Annotated in this window: 16 protein-coding genes and 1 riboswitch; of the genes, 12 read left to right on the top strand and 4 right to left on the bottom strand. The window is 43.2% G+C overall.

What is annotated here, in order from left to right; translation table 11 throughout:
• Positions 1-40: 40 nt before the first annotated feature.
• Both efp and epmA read left to right on the top strand, forming a co-directional pair.
• A complete protein-coding gene (gene efp, locus PAT01_RS15780) occupies positions 41-607 on the top strand; it encodes an elongation factor P (protein ID WP_004587956.1) in 567 nt (188 codons plus the stop codon).
• Between the two features lie 56 nt (positions 608-663).
• Entirely contained in the window at positions 664-1,638 is a 975-nt protein-coding gene (gene epmA, locus PAT01_RS15775) for an elongation factor P--(R)-beta-lysine ligase (protein ID WP_138579215.1), read from the top strand.
• A 716-nt stretch (positions 1,639-2,354) separates the two neighbouring features.
• On the opposite strand, the gene PAT01_RS15770 is transcribed toward epmA, so the two are convergent.
• A complete protein-coding gene (locus PAT01_RS15770) occupies positions 2,355-4,472 on the bottom strand; it encodes a TonB-dependent receptor (RefSeq protein WP_171036121.1) in 2,118 nt (705 codons plus the stop codon).
• Positions 4,473-4,555: 83 nt separating this feature from the next.
• On the opposite strand from PAT01_RS15770, the gene PAT01_RS15765 reads away from it, so the two are divergent.
• From PAT01_RS15765 to PAT01_RS15730, 8 genes are all read left to right on the top strand, one after another.
• On the top strand, positions 4,556-4,960 hold the full coding sequence (locus tag PAT01_RS15765; protein ID WP_004589047.1) for an acyl-CoA thioesterase: 405 nt from the start codon (positions 4,556-4,558) through the stop codon (positions 4,958-4,960).
• A 311-nt stretch (positions 4,961-5,271) separates the two neighbouring features.
• Positions 5,272-5,670 carry an META domain-containing protein gene (locus PAT01_RS15760; protein ID WP_004589048.1) on the top strand — a complete coding sequence of 133 codons (399 nt, stop codon included), beginning with the start codon at positions 5,272-5,274 and terminating at the stop codon, positions 5,668-5,670.
• Between the two features lie 94 nt (positions 5,671-5,764).
• A riboswitch (TPP riboswitch) is annotated at positions 5,765-5,870 on the top strand.
• A gap of 143 nt (positions 5,871-6,013) precedes the next feature.
• Positions 6,014-7,966, top strand: coding sequence for a phosphomethylpyrimidine synthase ThiC (thiC, locus tag PAT01_RS15755; RefSeq protein WP_154945791.1), 1,953 nt, complete (start codon positions 6,014-6,016; stop codon positions 7,964-7,966).
• A gap of 55 nt (positions 7,967-8,021) precedes the next feature.
• On the top strand, positions 8,022-9,023 hold the full coding sequence (locus PAT01_RS15750; RefSeq protein ID WP_138579219.1) for an FAD-dependent oxidoreductase: 1,002 nt from the start codon (positions 8,022-8,024) through the stop codon (positions 9,021-9,023).
• 7 nt (positions 9,024-9,030) lie between these two features.
• The gene (gene thiS, locus PAT01_RS15745; RefSeq protein WP_054982299.1) at positions 9,031-9,225 is read left to right on the top strand and encodes a sulfur carrier protein ThiS; all 195 of its coding nucleotides are present in this window, start codon (positions 9,031-9,033) and stop codon (positions 9,223-9,225) included.
• A 4-nt stretch (positions 9,226-9,229) separates the two neighbouring features.
• A complete protein-coding gene (locus PAT01_RS15740; protein WP_004589052.1) occupies positions 9,230-10,021 on the top strand; it encodes a thiazole synthase in 792 nt (263 codons plus the stop codon).
• 13 nt (positions 10,022-10,034) lie between these two features.
• Positions 10,035-11,561 (top strand): thiamine phosphate synthase, encoded by a 1,527-nt coding sequence (gene thiE / locus PAT01_RS15735; protein ID WP_154945790.1) that lies wholly within the window; start codon positions 10,035-10,037, stop codon positions 11,559-11,561.
• A complete protein-coding gene (locus tag PAT01_RS15730; RefSeq protein ID WP_154945789.1) occupies positions 11,554-12,303 on the top strand; it encodes a HesA/MoeB/ThiF family protein in 750 nt (249 codons plus the stop codon). The genes thiE and PAT01_RS15730 overlap by 8 nt, the downstream gene beginning before the upstream one ends.
• Positions 12,304-12,551: 248 nt before the next feature.
• Here the strand turns inward: PAT01_RS15730 and PAT01_RS15725 are convergent, their stop codons facing one another.
• Positions 12,552-13,478: a manganese-dependent inorganic pyrophosphatase gene (locus tag PAT01_RS15725; RefSeq protein WP_004589063.1), complete on the bottom strand. Its 927-nt coding sequence runs from the start codon at positions 13,476-13,478 to the stop codon at positions 12,552-12,554.
• Positions 13,479-13,596: 118 nt separating this feature from the next.
• Here PAT01_RS15725 and PAT01_RS15720 point away from each other — a divergent pair, with 118 nt between their 5' ends.
• The gene (locus PAT01_RS15720; RefSeq protein ID WP_004589064.1) at positions 13,597-14,112 is read left to right on the top strand and encodes a hypothetical protein; all 516 of its coding nucleotides are present in this window, start codon (positions 13,597-13,599) and stop codon (positions 14,110-14,112) included.
• Positions 14,112-14,921 (top strand): bifunctional DNA-formamidopyrimidine glycosylase/DNA-(apurinic or apyrimidinic site) lyase, encoded by an 810-nt coding sequence (gene mutM, locus PAT01_RS15715; protein ID WP_154945788.1) that lies wholly within the window; start codon positions 14,112-14,114, stop codon positions 14,919-14,921. The genes PAT01_RS15720 and mutM overlap by 1 nt, the downstream gene beginning before the upstream one ends.
• 5 nt (positions 14,922-14,926) lie before the next feature.
• Here the strand turns inward: mutM and PAT01_RS15710 are convergent, their stop codons facing one another.
• Positions 14,927-15,427, bottom strand: a complete 501-nt coding sequence (locus PAT01_RS15710) for a DUF3299 domain-containing protein (protein ID WP_024033344.1) — start codon at positions 15,425-15,427, stop codon at positions 14,927-14,929.
• Between the two features lie 13 nt (positions 15,428-15,440).
• On the bottom strand, positions 15,441-16,109 hold a 669-nt coding region (locus PAT01_RS15705), incomplete at its 5' end, for an ABC transporter permease (protein ID WP_318299763.1).

Genomic DNA, 16,109 nt, shown 5'->3' with positions numbered 1-16,109 from the left:
GGCACGTAGATTACTCGAAAAAAATTAAATAGAGGAAACGATGGCGAATTATAGCACCAACGAGTTCAAGGGCGGCCTAAAAATTATGATGGACGGCGAACCTTGCAGTATTTTAGAAAATGAAATGGTAAAACCTGGTAAAGGCCAAGCGTTTAACCGTGTTCGTATCCGCAAACTTATCTCTGGTAAGGTGCTTGAAAAAACCTTTAAATCGGGTGAATCAGTTGAAGGCGCCGATGTAATGGATACCGACTTAGCGTACCTATACACAGACGGTGAGTTTTGGCATTTCATGAACAACGAAACATTTGAACAAATTGCCGCTGACGAAAAAGCACTTGGCGATGCCGTTAAATGGTTAGTTGAAAACGATGTATGTACTATTACATTATGGAACGGTAGCCCAATCGCGGTTACTCCACCTAACTTTGTTGAGCTTGAGATCACTGAAACTGATCCTGGTCTTAAAGGCGATACAGCGGGCACAGGCGGTAAACCTGCAACGCTTAGCACTGGTGCAGTAGTACGCGTTCCATTATTCGTACAAATTGGTGAAGTAATTAAAGTAGACACCCGTAGCGGTGAATACGTAGGCCGTGTTAAGTAAGCTTGAGTACGGTTTATAAAATCCCGGCTTAAGCTGGGATTTTTTTTGGAGAAAATATGTCAGCAACACCTTGGGCACCTAGTGCAAGCATAAACACCCTTAAGCAACGTGCAGCCATACTGAGAACTATTCGTGAGTTTTTTTATACGCGTAATGTAATGGAAGTAGAAACACCGAGCTTAAGCAGTGCCAGTGTAACCGATGTGCATTTAGCAAGTTTTAATACACAGTTTGTAGGCCCAGGCCACGCTGGTGGCTTGCCTCTTTATTTACAAACATCGCCTGAATTTGCAATGAAGCGTTTGCTAGCAGCAGGCTCAGGGCCCATATTTCAGCTTTGTAAGGCATTTAGAAACGAAGAAGCGGGACGCCATCATAACCCCGAATTTACCATGCTTGAGTGGTATCGCCCTGGGTTTGATGAGTTTGCATTAATGGATGAAATGGATGAGCTAATGCAGCTCATTTTAAATGTAGAACCTGCAGAGCGTCTTACTTACCAGCAAGCATTTGAGCAAGTGTTAGCGCTTGACCCATTAACAGCTACGCTTAGACAATTGCAAACACTTGCCTGCGATCACGGCTTTGCCGATATAGCCAAAAACGAAACCAATAAAGATACCTTACTGCAGCTGTTATTTTGTATGAAAATAGAGCCAACTATTGGGCAAACTAAGCCGTGTTTTGTGTATCACTTTCCGGCATCGCAAGCGGCACTGGCACAAATTTGTGAGCACGATAACCGCGTAGCAGGGCGCTTTGAGCTTTATTATAAAAATATGGAATTAGCGAATGGCTTTAATGAGCTAACTAATGCTAAAGAGCAGGCAAAGCGCTTTGATGAAGATAACGCCTATCGCGCTGCCAATGGGTTAAACCACGTGCCTATGGATACCCGCTTAATCGACGCTCTTGAGCACGGCTTACCGCAATGTGCAGGCGTTGCTATGGGGATAGACAGATTAGTTATGCTAGCCACCGCTAAAGATACAATAAAAGAAGTCATCGCGTTTGATGTAGATAGGGCGTGATGCTTTACCTGCAGGCGTGGCTTTATGCCGCGTATTGATTATTAGCAGTTTTGCGTGAGCAAGCTTCACGCCTACGACATTGTGTTTTTAATGTAGGCGCATTTGGTATTTATACCGCGTTAAAACAATAAACCCAAACGCGAGGTAAACTCGCTGCTACTTTTATGTTTTCTCATTTACTCCTCTTTTTATTCTCTTTGTGCAATAGGGGTTAAGTTATTTCTTCACAAAGAGGTTAGGAGGCGCTGCGCTTTAGAGGGTCATGTTGTAGTCGCGGCTTTATGCCGCGTATTTTGTATTAAATGCCAGACGCGAGATAAACTCGCTGCTACTTGTGTGTTTCTCAGTGTAGTGGCAGTGCCTCGGTGTTCTCGGTGGTAAAAGCGTTTTGTTCTAGTGCATCAGTAATTAAGAAATTATTATCACCACAGAGAACACGGAGAAGTGAAGGAGAAGAGCAAACAACGTCTCAGTGTAGCGCGCTGCGCCCTCGGTGGTCAAAATTGTTCTTTTAAGTAAAAACTAAAGAAATTTTATCACCACAGAAAACATGCAGTAGTGAAGAAGTAATAATTAATTGTAAACGCCTTGCTTGCTGGCGCGTTGATATAAAATCTATACGCTTTTTCTTTTTGCGTGAGCAAGCTTCACGCCTACCAATAAAAAAGCACCGCGTTTATTGTAAACGCGGTGCTTAATATTTATTTTCTTACAGCTTACAGCTCTAACGTAAACGTTATACCCGCTACTCTTGGCTCACCTAATTGCACGTAGGTGTGTGTAGCATAGCTATCAAGTGGGTCGTTACCAAACTCAAAGCCGCGGGTTGGTACTTCTTCGTCAAATACGTTACGTGCCCATGCGCGCACTGCCCACATGTCGGCTTCGTAGCCTAAACTTAGGTTTACTAAATTACTGCTAGGTGCTTTTGAATTATGGCTATCTGAGAAGTAGTAATCGTCCTTACCTTCAACACCAATCATACCGTACAGCTCATTAGTAAAGTTGTAACGTGCGCTAAATGCGTATTGGTATTTAGGTGATTGCGCTTGCTCACGACCGTCTTGATTTAAGCCAGATTGCGTTACAAAGTCGTCAATTTCTGTGTTTAAGTAACCGGCGCTACCTGTTAAGAATAAATCTTCGGTAAGTTGGTAACTACCTTCAACTTCTAGCCCGTAGTTGCTACCAGAGCTTGCGTTATCAACGTAGCCTGTAAATTGCTGACCTTCTACTTGCCATGCTTTTAGCTGTATGTTGTCGCGGTACATATAAAATGCTGCTAAACGAAGGGTAAATTTATCATCAAGCGATGAACCCTTAACGCCAAACTCGCCGCTCCAAAGGTATTCAGGGTCAAAGCTTGTATGCTGCTGGAAAAAATCAGCATCTAGGTTTAAGCCTTCATCTTTAGCTTTTGCTAATGCTTCTGAATTAATACCGCCAGCTTTATAACCACGGGTAATGCTGGTGTAGATCATAGTACGGTCAATCACTTGGTATTCAAGTGCTATTTTACCGCCTACCATTACGTCGTCAGTCTCTTCAATAAAGCCGTTGCTGTCGGTGTAATCACCTTGGTATTGCTCTACACGTAAACCGGTAATGAGCGTGGTTTTAGGGCCGATAGGTGTGGCTACTTGGCCGTAAACAGCTACGTTACTGGTTTCGTAGGTTGATGCAAATGGACTTGCAAGCCAAGTGTATTCTCGCTCTAAATCTACATCGCGGTTTTGATAGTAAACACCGGCAACCCAGTTACCTGTTTTAGAATTAAATTGTAAATTAGCCGATTGATCATCGCGATCACGCGTGTATACATCGGTTGAGCTATAACCCCAAGGGTGTAGGCCAGCTGCACATAATTGTGGCTCGCTTGCATCGTTACATACCCAGTCTTCATCAAAGCTGTAAAGTAGCTCTGTATCAATAGCTGAAAGGTTTAAGCTTACATCAAAGGCATTAAAGCCTGTGTAGGTATTATTAATACCAATGGCGTAGCTTTGTTGATTATCTTGGCCTGGCTCGTCGGCTACACTATTACGGCTGTTATCAAGCGTGAACGCATCGTAGCCGTTGTTTATATCTATGTAGTGCAGGTTTAACTCTGTGTTTAAATGCTCAGTAAGTTGGCTGTTTAATTTAAAGCGGGCTACTTGCTCATCTTGTTGTTGAGTTTCTTCGTTTAAATATAGGTTATCTACGTAGCCGTCTGATTTTCTGCGAAAGTAGCTGACGCGGGCACTTGTGTCGTCAGTTAATCCAGTACTTGCTGCAAGGCCTGCTTCGCGCGAGTTATAAGTACCCATACCCACTTGTAATTTTAAGCTAGGATCGGCAGTTGCCTGAGCTGATTCCATTTGGATCATACCGGCCATGCCGTCTGCACCAAAGCGAGTGCCTTGTGGGCCGCGGTAAATTTCTACCTGGTCTATATCAAATAATAATGAGCTGCCACCTAAACCCGAGTAGTTAATGCCGTCAATAACTAAGCCAACCGATGGGTTAATTGGATCTACAAATTGTGAACGAAGTCCCACTCCACGAATTTGAATATAACGACCACGAGACGCACCAGATGTAAAGTTTACGTTGGCTGTACTACCTAGCATTTCGTCTAAGTAACTTGCACCACGTTGATTAATTTCATCTTTGCTAAATAGGCTAGCGCTAGCGCTTAATGTTTGAATGCTTTCACGTTGAAAGTCGCCTGTAACAACAATTCGTTCTAGGTCGCTGTCATCAGCGTTTGCTATAAGTGGTGTACTAATTAGCGGTAATAACGCCGCAGTAATTAAAGACAAACGTAAGTTCATTAGGTTACTTAACTCCATTTTGGGGACTCGTATGGTAGCAATTATTTTAATACTTGTGTTATAACGCAGCGATTATACGTTAAATAATCAGGATTACTAATATGACCTTTAAAGTTGATTTTAAAGTGCGCCATTACGAATGTGACCTACAAGGAATTGTAAATAACAGTGTGTACTTTAATTATTTAGAGCATGCTCGCCATGAGTTTTTATTTGCAAATGGGGTTGATTTTGCACTACTAGCAAAGCAAAAAGTTAATTTAGTGGTGATACGCAGTGAGGTTGATTATAAACATTCGCTTGTACCAGATGATGAATTTTATATAGCAGTTGAACCTGAGCGTATAAGCCGTATAAAGTTTGCGTTTAAGCAAACCTTAGTGCGTAAACACGACAACAAAGTAATGCTACAAGCCAAGGTTATAGGCACCTCGGTTAATGAAAAAGGGCGCCCTTTTTTACCTCCCGAAATAGATAATTTATTTAAAAATTACACCCAAGATTAGCGGGTATAATTTTTAGGGGCTGTGACCTTTGGGGCTAAATTTAACCTAGTTTGTTTTATAGCAGCGCCTAGGTAGTGGGATTGTTTATCGTAAATAGTGGGTAGCGTAGGTGCTGTTATCGAGCCTACTAAGTTACAAATCAAGCAAGGCGATTAAAGCCCCCTTACTGTGTACATGTTATAATCTGCAAAGTTCAACACTCTCTAAACTATCATAGAACAAAAATTTACATTTAAAACATGCATTTTTAACGGATAAACCGCATAAAAATTGTTACTATTACGGTAATTAAATATTTAGTTAGAAATAGCATGAAATTAGCAGCACTACCGATGCTTTTAATCGGTTTATGTATTGGTTGTACAGCCACAGGGACGGTGACCACTGAGCAGCTAAAGTACACACAATGGCAACTATCAAAGGTTGATGGTTTAGCTGTGCCGGCCTCTTACAGTGCATCAATGAGCTTTATTGAAGCGTTGCAAGTAAACGGGTTTGCAGGATGTAATAAGTTTTTTGGTGAAGGCGAGCTTAAAGACAGCAGTATTAGCGTTAATAAACTTGGCATGACGCGTAAGTCGTGCGGAGCAGACGTTGATGAGCTAGAGCAGCAGTTTTTACAAGCGCTACGAGAAGGTGCAACGCTTACCATGCAAGGCTCACAGTTAGTTATGCAGGGCGATCAAACTTTTTTATTTATTGCAAAGTAGTGGCATGAGTATTTAAAACTGCCTCTTGCAGGCAATTTTTAACTGGCGTACACTCAACGCTGATTTGATCAAAATAGCAAATCAACGAACATAATTTTACTTGTCGGAGTGCCTTAAATAATTAAGGCTGAGATCGCGAAAGCGGGATCCGTGAACCTGATCAGGTTAAAACCTGCGTAGGGAACAAGCTGCCTAAAATGGGACGCTTGTGCGTCTTTTTTTATGCGCACAACAAAATAACTAGCCATTTTAGGCCGCAAAGCAGCGTAACCACTGCTTTACGATCTTTCTCTATTCCTTATGGAATATCTGACAAGACAACCCTTTAGCAATGAGGTAAGTCATGTCAAACACTACAAATAAGTCTACACGTCGAGAAACACGCGCTGCTGCGTCAGATTATATTTATAATTTAACGGGTCAGCCATTTCCAAGCTCAAAAAAAGTGTATGTTGAGGGCAGCCAAAGCGGTGTACGCGTGGGTATGCGCGAAATTACATTAAGCGATACGTTTATTGGTGGCGATGAGCAAAACCCTGTGTATGAGCCAAACGATCCACTGCGTGTTTACGATACATCAGGCCCGTATACCGACCCTAACTTTGAGTTAGACGTACGTAAGGGGTTACCTAAATTTCGTGAACAGTGGATAAAAGAGCGCAACGACACTGAAGTGCTCGGCTCGGTCACTTCGCAATTTGCTCAGCAACGTATGGCCGATGACGGCCTTGATCATATTCGCTTTGATCATTTACCTAAAATTCGCCGTGGTAAAGCGGGCAAAAACGTGACGCAAATGCATTATGCTCGCCAAGGCATTATTACCCCTGAAATGGAATACGTAGCCATACGCGAAAACATGGGCCGTGCACAAATTAGAGAAGAGCGGCTAGCAGCACAGCATAAAGGCGAATCGTTTGGGGCGAGTATTCCCGATTTTATTACCCCTGAATTTGTACGCGACGAAATAGCCCGCGGTCGCGCTATTTTACCAAATAATATTAACCACCCCGAAACCGAGCCCATGATAGTTGGCCGTAACTTTTTAGTTAAAGTTAACGCTAATATTGGTAATTCATCGGTAAGCTCATCAATCGAAGAAGAAGTAGAAAAAATGGTGTGGTCTACCCGCTGGGGTGCCGATACCGTAATGGATTTATCAACTGGGCGTTACATTCACGAAACCCGTGAATGGGTAGTACGCAACTCGCCTGTGCCCATTGGCACGGTACCAATTTATCAGGCGCTAGAAAAAGTAAACGGAGTGGCCGAGGATTTAACTTGGGAGATATTTCGCGATACGTTAATTGAACAAGCCGAGCAGGGCGTTGATTACTTTACTATTCATGCCGGCGTATTACTGCGTTACGTGCCAATGACGGCAAAGCGTGTAACCGGTATTGTATCGCGCGGTGGCTCAATTATGGCTAAGTGGTGTTTAGCGCACCATAAAGAAAACTTTTTATATACGCACTTTGAAGATATTTGCGAAATTTTAAAACAATACGATGTGTGTTTTTCGCTTGGAGATGGCCTTCGTCCAGGTTCGATTGCTGATGCCAACGACGAAGCGCAATTTAGTGAGCTACGTACGTTAGGGGAGCTTACAAAAATTGCGTGGAAACACGATGTACAAGTATTTATTGAAGGCCCAGGCCATGTGCCAATGCACATGATTAAAGCCAATATGGATGAACAATTAGAACATTGTGGCGAAGCGCCTTTTTACACATTAGGCCCATTAACGACTGATATAGCACCAGGGTACGACCATATAACATCGGGTATAGGCGCTGCACAAATAGCGTGGTACGGCTGTGCCATGCTGTGTTATGTAACACCAAAAGAGCATTTAGGTTTGCCCAATAAAGAAGATGTAAAAGAGGGCTTAATTACCTACAAAATTGCAGCGCATGCGGCCGACTTGGCCAAAGGCCACCCCGGCGCGCAAGAGCGCGATAATGCATTATCTAAAGCGCGCTTTGAATTTAGATGGCACGACCAATTTAACATTGGTTTAGACCCAGAGCGTGCCCGTGAATACCACGACGAAACCTTACCGCAAGAGTCTGGCAAAGTAGCGCACTTTTGCTCTATGTGCGGCCCTAAATTTTGCTCAATGAAAATTACCCAAGAAGTACGCGATTACGCAAAAGATCTCGAATCACGCGGGATCGATCCTAACAATGTTGGTGATGCAATTGAGATCAAAATGGTTGATGTAGAAGCGCAAATGAAAGCGAAATCTGAAGAGTTTAAACAAACGGGCTCAGAAATTTACCACAAAGCAATATAAGCCAATAACAGGTTAGCGGCTTATGGCTGCTAGCCTGTTATTAAAAGGAGGTTTTATGTTTTACAACATTGCTGTTGTGGGGTTTGGTTTAGCAGGGCGCTTAGCTGCCCTTGAGCTTAGTAAGTCGCATCATGTAACCGTGTTTGAAGCCAGTGACGAACACACACAAAATAGTGCCGGTAAAGTGGCTGCGGCAATGCTTGCTCCGCTTGCTGAGTCGGTATTGTGTGAAACGGATTTAGCCATCATGGGGCTAAATTCACTCAAGCGCTGGCCAGAGATAGTGAGCGAGCTTGAAGGCGAGGTTTTTTATCAGCAAAAAGGCACGCTGGTCGTGGCGCACCAGCAAGATAAAGGTGACTTACAAAGCTTTAGTCAGCGTATTAAGCCTATAGCAGGGCACAGCGCGCAGGCGTTAAATGCTCAGCAAATAATGCAGTTAGAACCCGAATTAGCTAATCGTTTTAACCAAGGTGTGTTTTTACCCTGCGAAGGGCAAATAGATAACCAGGCCTTTTATAGAGCAAGCTTTACCATGCTTAATAAACGTAAGGTTAAGTTTGTTTTTAACCAACGCGTTAGCATTCAAAACGGCGAGGTGAATAACCGCGGGTTTGATTACATTATTGATTGTCGTGGCTTAGGCGCTAAAGGCGATAAACCCCTTAGAGGGGTTCGCGGTGAGGTGGCCAGGTTACATGCACCTGAGGTTAATTTAACGCGGCCGGTACGTTTAATGCATCCGCGCTACCCAATTTATATAGCGCCAAAACCTAATAATGAGTATGTAATTGGTGCAACTGAAATAGAGTCTGATGATAGCGGCCCTGCAACAGTACGCTCCACGCTTGAGCTACTTTCGGCGGCCTACACTGTGCACAGCGGGTTTGCCGAAGCGCGGCTGTTAAATATTCAAAGCGGGTTACGCCCCGCATTTAGCGATAACCGCCCTGCGGTTTTAAAAACAGGTAACGTAATTAGCATTAATGGCTTATATCGTCATGGCTATATGTTAGGGCCCGCCTTAGTGGCTGATGCGTTATCTCAAATAGGGTGAGTAATAAATGACTATAACAATTAATGGTGAGCTGCTAACTATTAAAAGTGCAGTGCTTGTTGATGTATTACAAAATTTTGGTGCAAAGCCGCCATTCGCGGTGGCACTAAATGGCGAATTTATTCCACAAAGTCTGCACGCCAGCACCACAATTAACGAAGGGGATAGCATTGAATTGTTATCGCCTATTCAAGGTGGGTAGCATTATGCAAGGTAACGATTGCTTAACTATTTATGGCGAGCAACTAAATAGCCGTTTATTAATAGGCTCGGCGCTTTATCCCTCTCCAGCGGTGATGGAAGAGTCTATAAAAGCCTCTGGCGCGCAAATAGTAACGGTGTCATTAAGGCGCCAGCAAAGCGCTGCCGCAGGGGATGACTTTTGGCAGCTTATAAAAAACACAGGCCTTAAAATACTGCCTAATACCGCAGGGTGCCACAGTGTAAAAGAAGCCGTAACACTTGCTAAAATGTGCCGTGAAGTATTTGCAACCGATTGGATTAAGCTTGAACTAATAGGTGATGACTACAACTTACAGCCCGACCCATTCGCATTGTTAGAAGCCACAAAAATATTAATTGATGATGGCTTTAAAGTATTACCCTACTGCACCGATGATTTAGTGCTTTGCCAGCGTTTAAACGAGCTAGGGTGTGAGGTGCTTATGCCTTGGGGCGCGCCTATTGGCACCGGTAAGGGGCTTTTAAATAGTTATAATTTAAAAACAATTCGTGAGCGCTTACCAAACACAACATTAATTGTAGATGCGGGGCTTGGTTTGCCTTCGCATGCCTGTCAAGCGCTTGAATTAGGGTATGATGCGGTATTATTAAATTCAGCGATAGCAGGGGCTGGCTGCCCAATTACGATGAGCCGTGCATTTAAAGCCGCGGTAGAGGCAGGGCGCTTTGCGTATAATGCCAAAGCAATGCCTGAAAAAGACTTAGCAGCCCCCTCAACCCCTACAATGGGTATGCCGTTTTGGCATCAGCAGTAAGGAAATAAAGAGTATGAATAATTTAGTGTGGACAATTGCAGGCTCAGACTCAGGTGGTGGCGCAGGCATTCAGGCCGATATAAAAGCAATGCAAAGTTTTGGCGTGCATGGTTGTACTGCAATTACCGCGCTTACGGCGCAAAATAGCTTAGGTGTAGAGGCCATTAACGCGGTATCTACCGATATTATTGAATCGCAATTACTCGCACTCGAAAGCGACATGAAAGCCAAAGTAATTAAAATTGGCATGCTGGCTAATGTGCAGCAAATTCAATTGATAAGCGAGCATATAGCGCATTATAAAGCTAAATGGCCTGTACCGCCTGTAATTGTTTACGACCCCGTTGCAATTGCTTCAAGTGGTGATGTATTAACAGAGGAAGATACCGTAAGTGCCATTAAAGAATGCTTAATGCCGCTGGTGGATGTAATAACGCCTAACACGCACGAAACGCAATTATTAACAGGCGTATATTTAATTGGCCCAAGCGCCGTGAAAGACGCTGCTAAAAAGCTATTAAGCTGGGGCGCAAAAGCGGTTGTTATTAAAGGCGGGCACTGGGATTACCCAACAGGTTATTGTATAGATTACTGCACACAAAACGGCGAAGAGTATTGGCTTGGTAATAAAAAAATTCAAAGCCCTCATAGTCATGGTACAGGTTGTAGCATGGCCTCGGTTATTGCCGCGTGTTTAGCAAAAGACTACCCATTAAAAGATGCTTTTATTTTAGCTAAAGCTTATATAAATCAGGGCTTAAAGCAGTCAGTTAGATACGGCGAAGGAATAGGCCCTGTTGCACATACTGCTTTTCCTACACAGTTAGATGACTACCCGCAAGTAATAGAGCCTGGCAGCTGGCTTGGTGATGAGATTGATTTTGATGTGCCGCTTGAATTTAATATGGCGGCTGATTTTGCACCTTGTGAGAGCAAAAAGCTGGGCCTATATGCTGTGGTCGATAGCCTAGATTGGCTAGATAAATGTTTGCAGCAAGGTATTACTACGGCGCAGCTTCGCGTTAAAAATAAAACCGACCTTGAGCTTGATGAGTTAATTAAGCAGGCTGTAGAGCTGGGTAAAAAGTACCACGCTCACGTATTTATAAATGACTACTGGCAGTTAGCTATAAAGCACGGTGCCTACGGCGTACACTTAGGCCAAGAAGATTTAGAAACCGCTAATTTAGCAGCAATTAAAGAAGCAGGTTTAAGGCTTGGGCTTTCTACCCATGGCTTTTACGAAATGTTACGTGCGCACAACTACCGACCAAGTTATATGGCATTTGGTGCTATTTACCCAACCACGACCAAAGATATGAGCGGCCAGATACAAGGTCTCGATAAACTTAAAAAGTGTGTGCTATTAATGCAAAGCTACCCAACAGTTGCCATTGGCGGCATAGATTTAACCCGCGCAAGCGAGGTGGCAAATACAGGAGTAGGCAGTGTTGCGGTTGTACGAGCAATTAGTGAAGCGGATGATTATATTGAAGCAATTAGTGCGCTAAAAAGTGCTATAAATCAGCCTAATGAATAAGCTTAGCGATAAAGAAACTCTGCGTTATAGTCGCCACTTATTATTAAAAGAAGTGGGACTAGAAGGGCAGTTAGCACTTAAAGCAGCCGCAGTAGCAGTAGTGGGAGCTGGCGGGCTAGGTAGCCCTGCACTTTTGTATTTAGCTGCGGCAGGTATTGGTACACTTATTTTAATAGATGATGATGCGGTTGAGCTTTCTAACTTGCAGCGCCAAGTGCTGTATAAAGTTAATCACTTAGGGCAAAACAAGGTCGCGGCTGCTGGCAAAGTATTAACAAGCCTTAATAATCAAATAGAAATAATGACGCATTGTAAAAAGCTCGATGATAACAACGCAGGGGAGCTTTTAAAAAATGCCGACATAGTACTTGATTGCTCTGATAATTTTGCCACACGTTACAGTGTTAACCGTTATTGCTTTACTCATAAGTTGCCTTTAATTGCAGGTGCCGCGATTGCAAGTCGTGGGCAACTTATGGGCTTTGATTTTAGGCAAAACAATAGCCCATGTTATGGCTGTGTTTTTGCAAAAAGTGACGCCGCTCCTGCTGTAAATTGTAGTAATGCGGGTGTAATAAGCCCACTGTTAGGAATTATAGGCTCTATGCAGGCACAGCTTACGCTTAATATGCTGCTAGGGCATGTTGCAGGTAGTGTGTTTATCAGCTTTGATGCGCTGAGCTTAAAGCAACAGCAATTTAAAATGATTAAAGATATAAACTGCAAAGAGTGCGGTGAATAAAGTATGAGGTAATTCGCGGGGCTAAACTCGGGGTTAAGCCATGAGAAGCTGCGCTTCTAACGTAAGCAAGCTCTTCGTCTACAGCTAAAATTAGCATCGTAGTTTAATTAATCTATAGGCGCCTTGCTTGCTGGCCCGTTGATATAAAATCTATTTACGCTTTTTCTTTTTTGCGTGAGCAAGCTTCACGCCTACCAATAAAAAGCACCGCGTTTATGGTAAACGCGGTGCTTAATATTTATTTTTGCTTACAGCTTGGCAAACACGTCTTGTAGTGGTGGCACTACTTGCTTTTTACGGCTTAATACGCCATCTAGCCATACTTTATCTTCGCTCGGCTTTTCACCGTAAGCTTGCTCTACAAGGTTTGCATCATCTGAAGCGATCAGCATTTGTGAGCCTTCTTTCATGATGTCGGTAAGCAGTAAAAATACTGAGTGGCGGTTGCCTTCAATTTTTAGCTTAGCAATATCGGCTTCTAAGTCTGCTTTAATTTCGTCAAACACTGCAAGGTCAATAACCTCTAGCTGGCCAATGCCCACTAGGTGACCGTTCATGTTGAAGTCTTTAAAGTCACGCATTACTAAGTCACGCACAGGGGTGTCTTCAACAGCTGACTTAACACGGAACATGTCCATGCCTAGTTCTTTAAAGTCTTCAATGCCGGCAATTTCTGCTAGTGCTTCTACACATTTAATATCAGCCGTTGTACAGGTCGGCGATTTAAAAATAACGGTATCGCTTAAAATTGCACATAGCATGATGCCAGCAATATCTTTAGGGATTTCTACGTTGTAGAAGTCATACATCATTTTAATAATGGTGTTTGAACAGCCTACCGGACGGATCCAACACTCAAGCGGTGTAGATGACGTTAAATCGCCTAGTTTATGGTGATCGACTACGCCAACAACACGTGCTTGGTCGATATCATCTGGTGCTTGTGTTTTTTCTGTGTGGTCAACAATATATACATCTTCGCCAGCGTAGCTTAATTTAAGCTCCGGTGCTTCGAAGCCAAATTTATCTAGGATAAATTGAGTTTCTGGTGACACTTCACCAAGGCGTGTTGGAATTGCTGGCTCATCGATTTGGTTTTTTAAATAAGCAAGTGCAATTGCACCACAAATAGAATCTGAATCTGGGATTTTATGGCCCACTACATACATAGACATTGACGGAACTCCTTTAAATTTGCCGATATTCTACCAAAGTCTGTGGCCTTTAACATATAGACAGTGCAATTAAGTTTTAGTTACACTTTAAAATCTTGAATTTACTGGGTGTATAAATATGCGACTGGGCCGCAAAGGTTGGAACAACGTTATTATTTTTTCGATGTTGATTATGATCTTCTTTTTAAATGGCTGGCATAAACAGTTTTTAGGGGGCGAAGACGAGCCTACATTACAACCGGTACTGCCATTACAAAGTTTTGTGCTAACACTGAGCTTTGTTGATCAGAAAATTGAACGTATTGGTACAAGTTGGCGTACAACCGCATTAAAAGAAAATACGCCAGTGAGGTGGGATGCATCACAGCAGCAATTAGCTGAGCTAATTAACCATTGGCAAACGGCTGCGTTGATGCAGGTAAATGAGTCTGTTGTATTTAATCCAAACTCACCATTGTACGTGGCCACCTTTGAGTTGGCTGGTGAGCGCTTACCTTGGGTTTATTTACTGTACAAAGGTAACGGTAAGTATTATTTGTTGGAAAAAAATAGCCAGCGCGTGATGGGGCTTGATTTAGCGACTGCAAAGCAGTTATTTCCAAGTGTTGATTTTTCAAAAAGTGAGTTGCATTAATGCCTGAATTACCAGAGGTAGAAGTAAGTAGACTGGGGATCACCCCGCATGTAGAAAAACAGGTGGTGACGAAGGTAAATATTTATAATGCCAGCATGCGATGGCCTGTGCCTGATGATGTTTATCAGTTAGAAGGGCAGAGGGTAGAGCGAATTGAGCGCCGTGCAAAGTATTTATTGCTGCACTGCGAATTAGGGAGTGCTATTTTACATTTGGGAATGTCGGGTAATTTGCGCGTTGTAGATAAACGCGAGCCGCTTAAAAAGCATGATCATGTTGAGTTTGTTCTTAGTAATGACAAGGCGCTGCGATTAAACGACCCACGCCGGTTTGGTTGCTGTTTATGGCAAGCACCAGGGGATGTTCATAAGTTACTCTCAAAACTTGGCCCTGAGCCGCTTACGGATGATTTTTTTGCAAAGCGTGTGTACGAGCAATCGCGAAATAAAAAAGTCCCCGTGAAGCAATTTATTATGGATAACGCGGTGGTGGTGGGCGTAGGTAATATTTATGCCAATGAGTCGTTATTTAAGGCGGGGATACACCCAAAACGCGAAGCAGGCAAAGTATCGCTAAAGCGATATCAAACCCTGATCCCTATTATTAAAGACACTCTAGCAGCGGCAATAACACAAGGCGGTACAACCCTTAAAGACTTTACCCAAAGTGATGGCAAACCAGGTTATTTTGCACAGCAGTTGTTAGTGTACGGACGAAAAGGAGAGGCGTGCGTAACGTGTAAAACGCCACTTGAAGAAATTAGACTAGGGCAGCGCAGTACGGTGTTTTGTAAGCACTGCCAAAAATAGCCGTGTTATAGCTCAAACGGTGCCACACCGACGGCTTTCATTTTATAGCCCACTTGGGCTATTTCACCAGACCAGGTTTCGGTACTGATAACGCCGGTAACAACAATCGCATCATACAGGCTCTCAATGGGTACGCCGCCTTTTACTGTTACATGAACGATTTGATTTGGCGGCGGGGGTGGTACGTGAATACACGCGCCAAAGTATGGCACAAGCAAAAACTCAGTAATAACTTCACTGTCGCCTTCAAGTGGGACAACAAACCCCGGTAAACTTACTGATTGGCCATTTAATGCTTCAACCACAGGAGCATCTAACTCTGGCTGCACCCAGTTTTGTTCACTACCTTCGTGGTTAGCTTGTGCTTGGGTATCTATTTGTACATGCCCTTGTGGGATTAAGTCTTCCCAAAAAATTTCTTTCGGCGGGTTTGCACTACTGACAAAGCTAATAAGTAGGCAGCTTACTAGCATGCAGTAATAAAGCGCGGATTTAAAAAGTATCATGAAATTCCTAAAGTTAAGTTTTTATACTCATACCATCGCTAAGCGAATAAAAGTAAGCGCGGGTAGCTGGTATTAAGCCAATTATAAACCCAGCGGCCATAATAACGCCTATTAAAGTGAGTTCATAGTAAGAGAGCATGGCAATATTAACGCTTATGCCTGCATGGCTTTGCAAATAGCTGCTACTGATAAGCATAACGCCATAATACAAACCACAGCCAACTAGGCAGCCTAATAATGTTGTAAATAACGATTCCATGCTTATTAGTGTAAATAGCTGCCATGGCCGTGCGCCGACTGAGCGCAATATAGCAAGTTCTCTTCGGCGTTGATTTAAATTGGCCAGTAGTGTGGTCAACATGCCCAATAAACTGACTAATATAATAACGCCTGAAAACAGTAAGAGTACTTTTTCGACAATGGCGAGCATTTGCCACAGCTCTTTTAGAGTAACTGTGGGCATAATGGCCAGAAGTGGCTCTTTTTTGTATTGGTTGATATTACGCCTAATTTGCAATGTGTATAAAGGCGAGTCGAATCCCATTAAAAACGCAGTAATTTGACTTGGCTCACCGATTAGGTTGTTATGCTCATCGTGCTCATCGTGCTCATCGTGCTCATCGTGCTCATCGTGCTCATCGTGCTCATCGTGCTCATCGTGCTCATCGTGCTCATCGTGCTC

It is taken from the genome of Pseudoalteromonas atlantica (assembly GCA_007988745.1).
In the GTDB taxonomy this organism is placed as follows: domain Bacteria; phylum Pseudomonadota; class Gammaproteobacteria; order Enterobacterales; family Alteromonadaceae; genus Pseudoalteromonas; species Pseudoalteromonas atlantica.
Note: the sequence above shows the minus strand (reverse complement) of the source record. Positions and strands in the feature narration are given on the sequence as shown.